We start from the raw sequence: 13,667 nt of genomic DNA on the forward strand, positions 1-13,667 counted from the left end.
ACGCGACTGCCCGCGCTGCCTTGTCCCGCGGGCGGATCCCGACCCGCGTCGGTGCAGCGTGCAACACTCGCACCATGACGATCCCCATCACGGCCTTTGCCCACGTCCGCCTCACGGTCACGGACATCGACACCTCACGCGCCTTCTACGATGCCCTCTTCGGCCTGCCCATCGCGTTCGAGGTGCCCGAGGGCGCCGACGAGGAGACGCGTGAGGGCCTCGGGTTCCTCTACGGCGGCGTGATCTACAGACTGGGCGGCAGCCTGCTGGGACTGCGACCTGTGGCCGACGACCGCTTCAGCGAGAACCGCGTGGGCCTCGATCACGTCGCCTTCGCCGTCGACGGCCGCCCGGTGCTCGACGACGCGGCGGCGCAGCTCGATGCCATGGGCATCGCACACGGCGGGGTCAAGGACATCGGTGCGGGCTACATCCTGGAGTTCCGGGACCCGGACAACATCGCCCTCGAACTCTTCGCCGCCGCGGCTTAGCGCACCCGGCTCGACGCAGCCCGACCGGGTCGTTCCCCATAGCAGCATCTGCGTGGCTGTCCGACTGCTTCCGAATGGCTCGGCAGGACCTCGGGTCGGTGGGCCGGAGGCCCTTGACATCGGGGTCGTGCCGGGCTCAGTACCTGTCCGCTCGCCCCCGATTCTGGGGGTGGCGGATGGGATCATGAGGCACGGAATCAGCCGGCGCGGGGCCACCCGTCAGTCTTCCCACGCCCGGCACGACGACGGCGGGCCACCCCTTCCGGAGGAACCCGCCGTCGACCTTTGGAACAGGCGTTCCGCGTCGTGACGCGGGTGCCGCAGCGTCAGGCCAGCTTGACCGCCAGGACGTTGCAGCGGGCCGAGAGCAGGATGGTCTGCGCCGTGGAACCCATGATCAGCTTGCCCACCGGCGTCCGGTGCCGCAGCCCGATCACGATCAGGTCAGCATCCAGTTCCTCCGCCGTCTCCACGACCTCCTCGGCCGCCGTGGCCTCGGAGATGCTGTGACGTACCGAGTACGGGACACCGGTGGACCGGAGCATGCCCTCGAGCTTCGAGACGTCCTCCGAGTCGGCATAGGCGGGGTTGACGAGGCGGTCGGCGCGCGTGGTGTTGATGACCACGAGCTCGGCGTCCCGTCGTCGGGCCTCCTCCACCGCCTCGGCGACGGCGGCATCGCCCAGGGCGTTGGGCACGTAGCCCACAACGATCGTGCTCATCGGTCAGGATCCTCTCGGGTGGTCGTCGTCGGGGCAACGGCGGCCTCGGGGGCCGCCGTGGAACTGCGGACGACGTCGGATGCGTCGGCGTTCGCCGCGACCATCGCCTCGAACTGGCGCTGGCGGCGCTTCAGCAGGAAGGACAGCGCGAAGATGATGATCAGGACGACGTAGATGATGGCCGCGACGGGTGACTGCACGAGCGCCACCGGATCGCCCTGCGAGATCGCGAGCGACCTGCGCAGCTGGCTCTCGAAGATGGGCCCGAGGATCAGGCCCACCACCATCGGCGCGATCGGGTAGCCGAAGCGCCTCATGAAGAATCCGAGGATGCCGACGATCAGCAGGATGATCACGTCGATCGGCGTGAAGTTCACCGAGAACGCACCCAGCACGGCGAACACCAGGATGCCCGCGTACAGGTAGGGCCGCGGGATCTGAAGGATCTTGACCCAGATGCCCACGAGCGGGAGGTTCAGCACGAGCAGCATCAGGTTGCCGACGTAGAGGCTCGCGATGAGCGCCCACACGAGCGCGCTGTTCGATTCGAAGAGCTGCGGGCCCACGGGGATCTGGTACCGCTGGAAGGCCACGAGCATCATGGCGGCGGTCGCCGTCGTCGGGATGCCGAGTGTCAGCAGGGGCACCAGGACGCCGGCTGCAGCCGCGTTGTTCGCGGCTTCAGGACCCGCGACGCCCTCGATGGCACCCTTGCCGAACTGCTTCTTGTTCTCCCCCTTGGCGAGCTTGCGCTCCGAGGCGTAGGACAGGAAGGTCGCGACGTCTGCTCCACCGGCGGGGATGGTGCCGACGGGGAAGCCGATCAGGGTTCCCCGGAGCCATGGCTTCCAGGAGCGGCGGAGATCGTCCTTGCGGAGCCAGCTCGTCCAGCCGCCGGTCACCGGGATGACCTTGATGGGGCCGTGCCGGAGGCGGGAGGCCACGTACAGCGCCTCGCCGACGGCGAAGAGCGCCACCGCCACGAGGACGACGTCGATCCCGTCCGCCAGGAAGGGGCTGCCGAAGGTGTAGCGCTGCTGGGCGGTGAGCGAGTCGAAGCCCACGAGCGCGATGAAGAGGCCGAGGCCGAGGGACGCGAGGCCGCGCAGAACGGACGAACCGAGGAGTGCGCCGACCGTCAGGAACGCCACGACCATCAGGGCCACGTACTCCACGGGGCCGATCTGCACCGCGAAGGCCGCCACGTACGGAGCGACGAAGCTGAGCAGGACGGTGGCGATGGTGCCGGCGACGAACGAGCCGACCGCCGCCGTCGCCAGCGCTGCCGCTCCCCTGCCGGCCTTGGCCATCTTGTTGCCCTCGAGCGCCGTGACGATCGAGGACGACTCGCCGGGCGTGTTGAGCAGGATGGACGTGGTCGACCCGCCGTACATGCCGCCGTAGTAGATGCCGGCGAAGACGATGATCGCCGCCGTCGGTTCCAGGCTGTACGTGATGGGCATGAGCAGCGCGACGGTCATGGCCGGGCCGATGCCCGGGAGGACGCCGACGGCGGTGCCGACGAGCACGCCGCCGAGCGCGAAGAGCAGGTAGATGGGTTGCATCGCCGTGGCGAAGCCCTCCATCAGCATGAAGAAGTTATCCACCGAAGACACCGAACCCTTCGAGGAAGCCGGGGGGCAGCGAGACGCCGAGCAGTCCGCCGAAGACGAACTGCAGCACCAGTGCCAGGACGATGGCGGTGACGAGGTTGCGCCACCAGGGGCGGGCCCCGAGGGACCAGGCTGCTCCGAAGAACAGGAAGGCGGCGGCGACGGGCCAGCCGAGCGGAACGATGAGGAAGGCGTGGACCAGCACGAACGCTGCGAGCTTGCCGACGGTCAGCCAGTCGGTCTTCGCCTCGAGGTCCACGTCCTCGCCCTCGTCGGCTGCTCCACGATGGCCGCGGAGGATCTGGATCACCAGGCCGACGCCGACGGCGACGAGCAGTGCCGATACGGCGAACGGGAAGGCGCGCGGCCCGATGTCGCTGGCCGACGGCGGGGTCTGGATGCCGGCGCCGGCCACGAAGCCGACCACACCGATGCTGACGATGATGAGCGCGAAGATCAGCTCACCGATCGGCCTGCCGGGAGCGGCGGCCGTGCCGCTCCCGGGGGCGTTCTCCACGGAGGTACTCATCTGCTACAGCAGTCCGATGTCGGTGAGGGTCGTCTTGACGCTGGCGATGTCCTCGTCGAGGAAGGACTGGAACTCGTCGCCGGACAGGAAGGCGTCCGACCAGTTGTTCTCCTCGAGGGTGGCCTTCCAGGTGTCGGTCTCGTGCAGGTCGGTGACCAGCTGGGTCAGCTTGTCCGCCTGGGCGTCGTCGATGTTCCCGGGGGCGACGACGCCGCGCCAGTTGGTGAGCACGAGGTCCACGCCCTCCTCGGTGAGGGTCGGGGTGTCGGGCAGCTGCGGCGCGGCCTCCTCACCGGAGACGGCGAGGGCGCGGAGCTTGCCGGAGTTGACCTGCTCCGCGTACTCGCCGACACCCGAGATACCGGCGTTCACCTTGTTGCCGAGCAGTGCCGCGAGGGACTCGCCGCCGCCGGAGTACGGGATGTAGTTCAGGTTGTCGGGCGTGATGCCCGCTTCCTTGAGGACGGAGCCGGCGAGGATGTGGTCAGCACCGCCGGCCGAGCCGCCCGTGATGGAGACGCCCTGGCCCTTGGCCTCGATGTCGTCGAGCAGGTCCTGGATGGTCTGGTACGGGGAGTCCGCGGGGACCACGATCACGAGGGGTTCCTCGGTCAGGCGGGCGATCGGCGTGGTGTCCTCGATGCGGTTGGCCGCATTGTTGGTCTCCACGGCACCCACCATCACGTATCCCATGACCATGAGGGTGTTGGGGTCCGTCTCGGTGGCGAGCTGCGCGAGGCCGTTGGTACCGCCGGCGCCGCCCACGTTGACCACGGACGCATTGCCCACGAGTTCGTTCTCCTTGAGGTCGGTCTCCATGGCCCGGCCGGTCTGGTCCCAGCCTCCACCGGGATCGGCGGGAACCACGATCTGGAGCTTCTCGATGGCACCGTCCGCCTCGTCGGAGGTGGTGCTCTGCGTCATCGAGCTGCAGGCCGAGAGGGCCAGGGCGGAGACGAGGGCGAGGGTTGTGAGGGTCGAACGGCGCGCCGTTGTGCGATCGATCGTCATGATCTTCTCTTCCTTGAGATTCGAGTGCGAGATGTGATGCGGGTCACCACTGCTGTCCTCAGGGTAGGAAGGCCGCCGATCGGCGGTAAAGAATGCGGTCGTAGTGCTCGTATTGGTCTTTGTGGTCACGGCGGCCCCTCCGGCGGCCGGCGGCGCCATGATGTGACGCGACACGGCGTGTCACACTATGAGGATGATCCGAACGATGTCGCTCCGATCGCAGCTGTTCCTCCTGCAGTTGGCCATCGTGCTCGTCATCGTCGCCGTGGCGGGTTCCACCGCCGTCGCCATGCAGCGCCTGCAGATCCGGGAGCAGTACCAGGGCCGGATGGTCGGCGTCGCCCAGTCGGTCGCCCAGCTGCCCTCGGTGGTCGAGGCCTTCGACCAGCCGGATCCCAGCGCCACGATCCAGCCCATCGCCGATCTCATCCGGCAGTCCACGGGCGTGACCTACGTCGTCGTCACGGACGAGGAGGGCATCCGCTACTCGCACCCGAACCCGGACCTCATCGGGGAGCCCGTCTCCACCGATCCGTCCATCCCCCTCTCCGGGGACATCTTCGTGGGCACCCAGACCGGGACGCTCGGCAAGTCCTGGCGTGTGAAGGTACCCATCTACGACGGCGCCGGCAGCATCATCGGCACGGCGTCCGTCGGCACACTGGAGTCGGAGCTCGACGCCGACCTCTACGAGGACCTCCCGCGCCTCCTGGCCTGGCTGATCGTGGCCGCACTCGTGGGGTCCGCCGGCGCGATCTGGATCTCCCGCCTCGTATGGCGTCGCATCTACCGCCTGGAACCCGAGCAGATCGCCTCCCTCCTCGAGACCCGCGACGCCATGATCCACGGCATCAGCGAGGGCATGGTCGCCGTCGACGAGCACCACCGGATCGCGCTCCTCAACGACGAGGCCAAGAGGCTCCTGAACCTCGACGACGCCGCCACGGGCCAGTTGGCCGACGACGTCATGGAACCCGCCCTCGCGCGGCTCCTCGTCGATCCCGCCGACACCGACGAGACCGTGCTGTCCGGCGAGCGCGTCCTCCTCGCCCGCACGTCCGACGCCCTGGTGGACGGCACGCGCGTGGGCCGCGTCATGATCCTCCGTGACCGCACCGAGCTGTACCAGCTGCTCACCGACCTCGACGGCGAGCGCGACGTCACGCAGGCGCTCCGGGCGCAGGCGCACGAGTTCGCCAACCGCATGCACACCATCTCGGGCCTGCTCGAACTGGGCCGCACCGAACAGGCCGTGGACTTCATCTCGCGCTCCGGCCACGGCGGTTCGCTCGTGTCGGGATCGATCGCCCCGGGCATCCAGGACCCCGACGCTGCGAGCCTGCTCATGACGAAGAGCACCATCGCCGCGGAGAAGGGCATCACGCTCTCGATCGACGACACCTCGACGCTCCAGCCGGACGGCACCACGGACGTCGTGACCGTGCTCGGCATCCTGATCGACAACGCCATGGAAGCCGTTGCAGGCAGCGGGCGCCCCGACGGCCGGGTGGTCGTCCAGGTGGACACGGACGACGACGCCGTGCGCATCACGGTCTCCGACAACGGCCCCGGCGTGGCGCCAGCGCACATCGACGGCATCTTCTCCTCCGGCTACTCCACGAAGGACGGGGGCTCCACCGGGACGCGCGGCTTCGGCCTCGCGCTCGTGGACCGCATCGCGCGCCGCCGCTCCGGGCACGTCGTCGTCGACGACTCCGACCTCGGCGGCGCGGAGTTCACCGTCTGGCTCGCGCCGTCGCTCGCCGACACCCCCCGCACCACGCTGCAGGTGCCATGACCGGCGCGACTCCCCCCGCGGCACCGCGCAGGCAGCAGCCCCCGATCCCCACTCTGGTCGTGGACGACGACCACCAGGTCGCCGGGATCCACACCGGGTTCCTCCTCGCCCACGGCGCGTTCGAGGTCGTCGGGGCCGCGCACACCGGTGCCCGTGCACTCGAACTCGCCGACGAGCTGAGGCCACGGCTCGTCCTGCTCGACATCCACCTCCCGGACATGACGGGCATCGAGGTGCTCCGTGCGCTGCGCAACCGGCCGGGCGAACCCGTCGACGTCATCGCGATCACGGCCGCCCGCGAACTCGAGACCGTGCGCGCCGCGGTGGCCGGCGGCGTGCTGCACTACCTCGTGAAGCCCTTCAACGCGGCCGTGCTCAACGAGCGCCTGGACTCGTACGTCGCGTACCGCGCCGACCTCGAGGACCACGCGGCGGACGGGTCGGCATCGCTGGACCAGGGCAGGATCGATCAGCTCCTCCGGACGACCGCCCCGGGCGGCGCCGCCGTCGGCAGTGCGGCCACCGCAACAGTCACGACCCCGAAGGGCCTCTCGGCGCCGACACTCGACGCCGTGATGCGGGACCTGCGCAGCCAGGGCCGCGGTACGTCGGCCTCCGACGTCGCGGACAGGCTCGGCATGGCCCGCGTCAGCGCGCGGCGGTACCTCGAGTTCCTGGTGTCCCGGGGCCAGGCGAGGATCGTTCCGCAGTACGGCTCGGCCGGGCGACCGGAGAAGTTCTACGTCTGGACGGACGGGGCGCCGCGCGGTTGAGGAATAACCCCGGGTCGGGGAGGTTGTGCTGGGCATGAGTGAGAACACGACACCCCGGACCGGCGCCCCGCGCAGCACCATCGGCTTCATCGGCAGCGGCCACATCGGCTCGCAGCTCGCACGCCTGGCCGTCGCCCGTGGCTACCGCGTGGTGATGAGCAACTCACGGGGCCCGGAGACGCTGCAGGACCTCGTTCGCGAACTCGGCGACGCGGCGCGTGCCGGGACCGTCGACGACGCCGCGCGGGAGGGCGACGTCGTCGTCGTCACCATCCCGCTCAAGGACATCGGCTCGGTCCCCGTGGAGCCGCTCGCCGGCAAGCTGGTCATCGACACCTGCAACTACTACCCGTACCGGGACGGCCGGATCGCCGAGCTGGACGACGAGACCACGACCACGAGCGAGCTCGTGCAGCGCCATCTCCCGGGTTCCTCCGTGGTGAAGGTCTTCAACAACATCGCCGCCGCCCAGCTGACCACGGACGGCACGCCCGCCGGCACCCCGGACCGCCGTGCACTGCCGATCGCCGGCGACGACTCCGACGCGAAGCAGGCCGTGGTGGAGCTCCTCGACGAGTTCGGCTTCGACGCCGTGGACGCAGGATCCCTCGCAGAGGGCTGGCGCTTCCAGCGCGACACCCCGGGGTACGGCACGGTGCACGACGCCGACGGCATGCGCGGGGCCCTCGGCCAGGCGCGGCGCTACGCCGAGATGGGCTGACGCCCGCTCCCCTGCTGCCCCGCTCCTGCAAGGATTCGTGCCGGAACCGGCCCGCGCGCGCAGGTATTGCTCAGTATTGCCGCAGCCTGCCCGTGGGCGCCGTCCGACGCGCGCTCTCGGGTACGTTGGATGCTGGCTTCATGGTCCCTCAGGGTCCGGTGATCTCCTGCGCTCATACCGATCCGGCGTAGGTGCACCACCGAAGCCCTGATCAGGTAGACCGAGAACAGAAGTGGAGCGTACTGGGCCGATGACGACACTGTCACCGAACGATCCGTCCGCAGACAGTGGTGGGGCCCCTCAGCGGGAAGCCTCGTCCGGCGGCCGGACGCTGCTGATCCGGGCCATCGTGCTCGTGACGGCCGTCCTCGGCCTCAACTACGTGGTGTGGCGGTGGCTGTACTCCATCAACTGGGACGCGTGGTGGATCGCCATCCCCCTGGTGCTGGCGGAGACCTATTCCCTCGTGGACTCCCTCCTGTTCGGCTTCACCGTGTGGAAGCTCAAGAAGCGCAGTGCCCCCGAGCCTCCCGCCGGCCTCACCGTGGACGTCTTCATCACCACCTACAACGAGCCGCTGGACCTCGTCCTCACCACCGCCCGGGCCGCCAAGGACATCCGCTATCCGCACCGGACATGGATCCTCGACGACGGCAACCGGGCCGAGGTGCGGGCAGCGGCCGAGGCCGAGGGGATCGGCTGGATCACCCGGTCCGCGGACTGGAAGGACATGCCGCGGCACGCGAAGGCCGGCAACCTCAACAACGCGCTGGCCTCCACGGACGGCGAGTTCCTCCTGATCCTCGACGCCGACCAGATTCCCGACCCGCTCATCCTCGACAGGACCCTCGGGTACTTCACCAACGACAGGATGGCACTGGTCCAGACCCCGCAGGTCTTCATCAACGTGCCGGAGTCCGATCCCCTGGGCAGCCAGGCACCGCTCTTCTACGGCCCCATCCAGCAGGGCAAGGACGGGTGGAACGCAGCGTTCTTCTGCGGCTCGAACGCCATCATCCGGCGTGAGGCGCTCATGCAGCTCGGCGTCACGCGCTACGTCACGGAGATCGAACTCTCCCTGAACCGCGCGCTCAAGACCGCCGACCGGGTGATCGCGAAGGCCAAGAAGGGCCTCGACGCCGACAACCCGAGGATGTCGGATGCCCTGGACCTGGTGGCGAAGGACCTGCGCCGGGTACGCCGCAGGCTCCAGAAGGGGGACGGCATCTCCGAGGTCACCTACGAGTTCCAGCAGCGCGTGGAGCAGGTCAGCCGCGACCTCGTCTCCGCGGACATGGCTGCGCTCCACGAGGATCTCGCCTCCCTCGAGGAACTCGGCATCGAGGGCCTCGAAGGAGGGGCGCCGGGCACTCCCGACCTCGCCGTCGTGGACGCCGGCGCGCTCGACCAGCTCGCCCAGCGGTCCTGGTCGCCGCTGGCCGCGATCGACGCCGTTCGCCTCCTCATCGAGTCGGTCAACGCCGACCGCGGCGGTGAGGCGCAGGCCGTCATGCCGATGGCGACCATCTCCGTGACCGAGGACATGGCGACGTGCATGCGCCTCCACGGCCTCGGCTGGGAGACGGCCTACCATCACGAGAAGCTCGCCGACGGACTCGCTCCCGAGGACCTCAACTCCATGCTGACCCAGCGGCTCCGCTGGGCCCAGGGGACCATCCAGGTGATGTTCCGCGAGAACCCGTTCGCACAGAAGGGCCTCTCGATCGCCCAGCGGCTCATGTACGCGGCGACCATGTGGAGCTACCTCTCCGGCTTCGCCGCGGTCGTCTACATCGCCGCGCCCATCATCTACCTGATCTTCGGCATCCTGCCCGTCAGCTCCATCAGCACCGAGTTCTTCCTGCGGCTCATCCCCTTCCTCCTGGTCAACCAGCTGCTGTTCGCCGTCGTCGGCAAGGGCGTGAAGACCTGGCGCGGGCAGCAGTACTCGCTGGCGCTGTTCCCCGTCTGGATCCGTTCGATCACCTCGGCGTTCGGCAACGTCTACCTGGGCAAGAGCCTCGACTTCGCGGTGACGCCGAAGACCCTGCAGCAGGACAACCAGCTGCGGTGGGACCTCGTGAAGCCGCAGCTGTGGGCCATGGGGCTGCTCGTGGCGGCGGTGGTCATCGGCATCATCCGGATGGCCGTGGGACAGGCGGACATCCTGGGGACCTCCGTCAACATCGTCTGGGTCCTCTTCGACCTCGTCATCTTCAGTGTCATCATCGAAGCCGTCCGCTACCGGGGATACGAGCACTACCAGTCGGACATCGCGACCGCCAAGGCCCGCCAGGAAGCGAAGGGATGACGGCCGCCGCCGGGAGCCGGGCGCTGATCCGCCTGGTCCTGCCGGTGGCACTGGTGCTGGGGTTCCTGGCCGGAAGCCTGCCCGTGCAGGCCGATGCCGCGGGCCTGCCCGCCACCACGCACGGCAGCGGCCAGGTGCCGGTCGAGGACCCGACAGCCCTCGCGGAGGGTCGCTACTTCGGCCCGGAGCTCGACTGGTCCGAGGACAACGCCCGCGCCTACGCCGACCGCACCGGGACGACGCCGTCGTTCTTCAGCCGTCCGATCCCCTACCCGCTCGACGCAGCGGCCGAGCGCGACCTCTTCGACCTCGCACGGCAGGAAGCACCCCTGGGTGCCGTCGCCGTCGTCACCCTCGAGCCGACGAAACCGCTCGACGAGCTGACCGGCGACGACGCCGCGCGTCTCGCCGACACGCTCGGCCGCATCGGCGACGAGTTCCGCACCGCCTTCTTCCTCCGCTTCGCACCCGAGATGAACGGCACCTGGCACGGCTGGGGCCAGCAGCCCGCCGGGTACGTCGACGCCTTCCGGTCCCTCGCCGGTGTCATCCACTCCGAGGTGCCGACCGCCGCCATGGTCTGGGCGCCGTCGTACGCGGCCGGCTACCCGTTCACCGAGGCGTACGGCGCCGTGGAGGGTCTCGCGTCCGGCTCCGTCACCGCCCTCGACACGAACGGCAACGGCCTGATCGACGGCGGCGACGACCCGTACGCGCCCTACTACCCGGGGGACGACGCCGTCGACTGGGTGGGCCTGTCCATGTACCACTTCGGCAGCTACGAGCAGGGCGCCACCACGAACGCGGACGGGACGCGCGAGTACTCCGGCGCGATCACCACCTCCGTGCTCCCGGAACCGGACAAGTTCGCAGACCAGCTCGCCGGCATTTACGGCGCGGCCCCGGGCGCTCCCCGTATCGATTTCGTGAAGGAGTACGCCGCAGCGAAGGGCAAGCGGTTCCTCGTCCAGACCGCCGCACTCCACGATCCCGAGGATTCCGACAGCGCCCCTGAAGCGGACATCAAGCGCGCGTGGCTCGACCAGCTGTTCGACCCGGTGATCGCTGCGCGATATCCGGAGATCGGCATGGTGTCCTGGCTCGAGGCCGAGCGGGAGGAGCCGGAGGCGCAGGGCCACACCGTGGACTGGCGGCTCGGTGCGGACGAGGCGACGGTGGCGGCGCTGCGCGACACCCTCGATGCGGCACCGGGTGTGCGGCTCGGGCCGATCACTCAGGTGGTCGACCAGGCGGACGCGAACGAATCGACCCGGCAGGTGTGGCAGGCAGGCGCCCCGGTCAGTGCCGTGATGGGCTGGCTCGTCGCCTGTGTCGTCGGGCTCTTCGCCCTGGTCCTCCTCGCCGGAGCAGCCGGGCGCTTCGTTCCGCACTGGCGGTATCCTGACGAGCACGCTTCCCGGGACGCCCGCATCGACCTGCTGCGTGGCTGGATCATCACCTCGGTGGTCGTCACCCACATCGAGGTCGCCGGGCCCTGGTCCTTCATCTCGCGCACCCTGATCGGGACGATCACCGGAGCGGAACTCTTCGTCCTGCTCTCCGGCGTCGTCCTCGGGATGGTGCACCCCATCGCCGTCCGGCGACGCGGGGCCGGCGCGGCCGCCAGGAGCACCACCCGACGGGCGGTGAAGCTCTACGTCACGGCCCTGGCCGTGGTCATCACCGTCTACCTGCTCTCCCTGGTGCCGTTCATCGACGCGTCGGTGCTGACCACCTTCACGGACCGCGGAACAGGCCAGGCCGGAACGGGAGCCGCGGGGCGCGTGTACGACCTGTACCCGAACGTCGCACGCCTGGTGGACTACCCGCCGCCCGCCTACGCGGTACGGGACCTGCTGCTCCTGAACATGGGGCCGTGGGCCTTCAACATCATGGGCCTCTACGTCGTGCTGACGCTGACGGTTCCCCTGCTGGTCCTGCTGCTGCGGAAGAAGCTGTGGTGGCTGGTGCTGGCCATCAGCTGGGCACTCTACGCGGTCGACGCCGTGTTCTCGCTGCGGGTCCTGGACTCGCAGTTCCAGGACGTCTTCCCCCTGCTGACCTGGCAGGTCATCTTCGTCCACGGCGTCGTCCTCGGCTACCACCGCCGCTCGATCATCGACGCCCTCAGCACACGTCGCGGGAAGATCCTGGTGGGCGCCGCCACCGGCGCCTACGCCCTCGTGCTCGGGACCCTCTGGCTGAATTCCACGCTGGAACTCGGTCTGCCGTTCATCCCGGCCGGCTTCTACGAGACCCTGTACGAGTCCGCGTACGTGCGGGTGTTCCTGCAGCCCGGCAGGCTCCTGAACCTGGCCTTCTTCATCCTTGCCGCCCACGTGATCCTGACCGCGTTCTGGCGCCCCATCAACACGCTGACGGGCTGGCTGTACGTCCCGCTGGGGCGTGCGAGCCTGTACGTCTTCATCCTCCACGTGTTCTTCGTGCTCGCGGTGGCGAACATCCCGGGCCTCGACCGCACGGACGCCTGGCAGGGACTCCTGATCCACGCCGTCGTGACCCTCGTCATCTGGGTTCTGGTGAAGCGGAGGGTCCTCTTCGGGATCATCCCGAACTGACCCGCCCCCGCCCGGCCGCCCGGCGACTCTCCGGCCGGACGGAGGACCGTGGCGCTGACCGCGGGAAGTGTGCCGGCCCGGTCCCTCGTGGCTCCCGGGGGACCGTTCGTACCGGTAGACTGGAGGGGCTCCGCAGCACCGCTGCAGGATCATGAGCCCCCCGGGGCCGCTCGTCCTAGTTCTGGTCTCGCCGTCGACGACCCCGTCCGGCCGGCCCGTTTGCTCGGACATCTTCACCGGCTCCAGGACGACGTCGCACCAGCGCCACCGATGTCGATCCGCACCGTGATGTCCATTCACGGCCCCCGCACCACCAGTGAAGGCTCCATGACCTCCTTCCCCACCCCGGCACGCCTGTCGTCCCTCGGAGCGCTGCTGTTCGACCTCGACGGCGTGCTCACCCCGACCGCCGAGGTCCACATGCAGGCGTGGTCGCGGCTGTTCACTCCCTATCTGGAGGGAAAGCAGGTGGAGGGCTACACCGACGCGGACTACTTCGCCTCCATCGACGGCCGCCCCCGCTACGACGGCGTCCGGGCACTTTTGGCCTCCCGCAGCATCACACTGCCCGAGGGCCTCCCCGGGGACGCACCAGAGCTGGAGACCGTCTGCGGGCTCGGCAACCGCAAGAACCGGGCCTTCAACGAGACCCTTGAGGAGGAAGGCGTCGCACCCTATCCGGGGTCCCTCGCATTCCTCGACGCGGCCATCGCCGCCGGCGTCGCCGTCGCGGTCGTCACGAGCTCCCGCAACGGTGTCCCCGTCCTCGAGGCCGCCGGTCTCCGCGACCGCTTCGACGTCGTGGTCGACGGCGTCCTCGCGGCCGACCGGGAGATCGCCGGCAAGCCCGCTCCCGACACCTACCTCTACGCCGCCGACCTGCTCGGCCTCCCCGCCTCGGCGTGCGCGGTGGTCGAGGACGCACACTCCGGCGTCGCCGCCGGTCGGGCGGGTGCCTTCGGTCTCGTCATCGGCGTCGACCGGGGCGTCGGCGCCGACACCCTCCTCGCCCATGGCGCCGACACCGTCGTCGACGACCTCGCCGAACTCCTCCCCTTCCTCCCGACCCGGCCGGCCACCGCCGCCCCGGGCGCGCGTACCTCCTGACCAGGACATCCC

At 69.5% G+C, this 13,667-nt stretch carries 11 protein-coding genes; 7 read left to right on the top strand and 4 right to left on the bottom strand.

Going from position 1 to position 13,667, the window contains the following annotated elements; translation table 11 throughout:
* Positions 1-74 precede the first annotated feature (74 nt).
* On the top strand, positions 75-491 hold the full coding sequence (locus tag AC0Z9V_RS10820) for a VOC family protein (RefSeq protein WP_133082670.1): 417 nt from the start codon (positions 75-77) through the stop codon (positions 489-491).
* A 326-nt stretch (positions 492-817) separates the two neighbouring features.
* On the opposite strand, the gene AC0Z9V_RS10825 is transcribed toward AC0Z9V_RS10820, so the two are convergent.
* From AC0Z9V_RS10825 to AC0Z9V_RS10840, 4 genes are read right to left on the bottom strand one after another with little or no spacing between them, the layout of a single operon-like run.
* Positions 818-1,213 carry a universal stress protein gene (locus AC0Z9V_RS10825; RefSeq protein WP_133082669.1) on the bottom strand — a complete coding sequence of 132 codons (396 nt, stop codon included), beginning with the start codon at positions 1,211-1,213 and terminating at the stop codon, positions 818-820.
* The gene (locus tag AC0Z9V_RS10830; protein ID WP_133082668.1) at positions 1,210-2,820 is read right to left on the bottom strand and encodes a tripartite tricarboxylate transporter permease; all 1,611 of its coding nucleotides are present in this window, start codon (positions 2,818-2,820) and stop codon (positions 1,210-1,212) included. Before AC0Z9V_RS10830 ends, AC0Z9V_RS10825 begins: the two co-directional genes overlap by 4 nt.
* Positions 2,813-3,355 carry a tripartite tricarboxylate transporter TctB family protein gene (locus AC0Z9V_RS10835; protein ID WP_208740456.1) on the bottom strand — a complete coding sequence of 181 codons (543 nt, stop codon included), beginning with the start codon at positions 3,353-3,355 and terminating at the stop codon, positions 2,813-2,815. Before AC0Z9V_RS10835 ends, AC0Z9V_RS10830 begins: the two co-directional genes overlap by 8 nt.
* Before the next feature lie 3 nt (positions 3,356-3,358).
* Positions 3,359-4,366, bottom strand: a complete 1,008-nt coding sequence (locus tag AC0Z9V_RS10840; RefSeq protein WP_133082666.1) for a Bug family tripartite tricarboxylate transporter substrate binding protein — start codon at positions 4,364-4,366, stop codon at positions 3,359-3,361.
* A gap of 193 nt (positions 4,367-4,559) precedes the next feature.
* Between AC0Z9V_RS10840 and AC0Z9V_RS10845 the strand changes: the two genes are divergently transcribed.
* From AC0Z9V_RS10845 to AC0Z9V_RS10870, 6 genes are all read left to right on the top strand, one after another.
* Complete coding sequence (locus AC0Z9V_RS10845) at positions 4,560-6,164, top strand: ATP-binding protein (RefSeq protein WP_459267534.1); 1,605 nt, start codon at positions 4,560-4,562, stop codon at positions 6,162-6,164.
* Positions 6,161-6,937 (top strand): response regulator, encoded by a 777-nt coding sequence (locus tag AC0Z9V_RS10850; protein ID WP_485141480.1) that lies wholly within the window; start codon positions 6,161-6,163, stop codon positions 6,935-6,937. The genes AC0Z9V_RS10845 and AC0Z9V_RS10850 overlap by 4 nt, the downstream gene beginning before the upstream one ends.
* 34 nt (positions 6,938-6,971) lie before the next feature.
* Positions 6,972-7,658, top strand: coding sequence for an NADPH-dependent F420 reductase (locus tag AC0Z9V_RS10855; RefSeq protein WP_485141481.1), 687 nt, complete (start codon positions 6,972-6,974; stop codon positions 7,656-7,658).
* Positions 7,659-7,908: 250 nt separating this feature from the next.
* Positions 7,909-9,969, top strand: a complete 2,061-nt coding sequence (locus AC0Z9V_RS10860) for a glycosyltransferase (RefSeq protein WP_208740461.1) — start codon at positions 7,909-7,911, stop codon at positions 9,967-9,969.
* Positions 9,966-12,548 (top strand): OpgC domain-containing protein, encoded by a 2,583-nt coding sequence (gene opgC / locus AC0Z9V_RS10865; protein ID WP_485141482.1) that lies wholly within the window; start codon positions 9,966-9,968, stop codon positions 12,546-12,548. The genes AC0Z9V_RS10860 and opgC overlap by 4 nt, the downstream gene beginning before the upstream one ends.
* Positions 12,549-12,875: 327 nt before the next feature.
* The gene (locus AC0Z9V_RS10870) at positions 12,876-13,655 is read left to right on the top strand and encodes an HAD family hydrolase (RefSeq protein ID WP_485141483.1); all 780 of its coding nucleotides are present in this window, start codon (positions 12,876-12,878) and stop codon (positions 13,653-13,655) included.
* The last annotated feature ends 12 nt before the right edge of the window (positions 13,656-13,667 follow it).

This window comes from Arthrobacter sp. UYP4 (assembly GCF_057291175.1).

Coding starts and splice junctions, on each gene's coding strand:
- AC0Z9V_RS10850 (WP_485141480.1), top strand. CDS start 6,161: ATGACCGGCGCGACTCCCCCCGCGGCACCGCGCAGGCAGCAGCCCCCG.
- AC0Z9V_RS10840 (WP_133082666.1), bottom strand. CDS start 4,366: ATGACGATCGATCGCACAACGGCGCGCCGTTCGACCCTCACAACCCTC.
- AC0Z9V_RS10855 (WP_485141481.1), top strand. CDS start 6,972: ATGAGTGAGAACACGACACCCCGGACCGGCGCCCCGCGCAGCACCATC.
- AC0Z9V_RS10835 (WP_208740456.1), bottom strand. CDS start 3,355: ATGAGTACCTCCGTGGAGAACGCCCCCGGGAGCGGCACGGCCGCCGCT.
- AC0Z9V_RS10820 (WP_133082670.1), top strand. CDS start 75: ATGACGATCCCCATCACGGCCTTTGCCCACGTCCGCCTCACGGTCACG.
- AC0Z9V_RS10825 (WP_133082669.1), bottom strand. CDS start 1,213: ATGAGCACGATCGTTGTGGGCTACGTGCCCAACGCCCTGGGCGATGCC.
- AC0Z9V_RS10870 (WP_485141483.1), top strand. CDS start 12,876: ATGACCTCCTTCCCCACCCCGGCACGCCTGTCGTCCCTCGGAGCGCTG.
- AC0Z9V_RS10860 (WP_208740461.1), top strand. CDS start 7,909: ATGACGACACTGTCACCGAACGATCCGTCCGCAGACAGTGGTGGGGCC.
- AC0Z9V_RS10845 (WP_459267534.1), top strand. CDS start 4,560: ATGATCCGAACGATGTCGCTCCGATCGCAGCTGTTCCTCCTGCAGTTG.
- opgC (WP_485141482.1), top strand. CDS start 9,966: ATGACGGCCGCCGCCGGGAGCCGGGCGCTGATCCGCCTGGTCCTGCCG.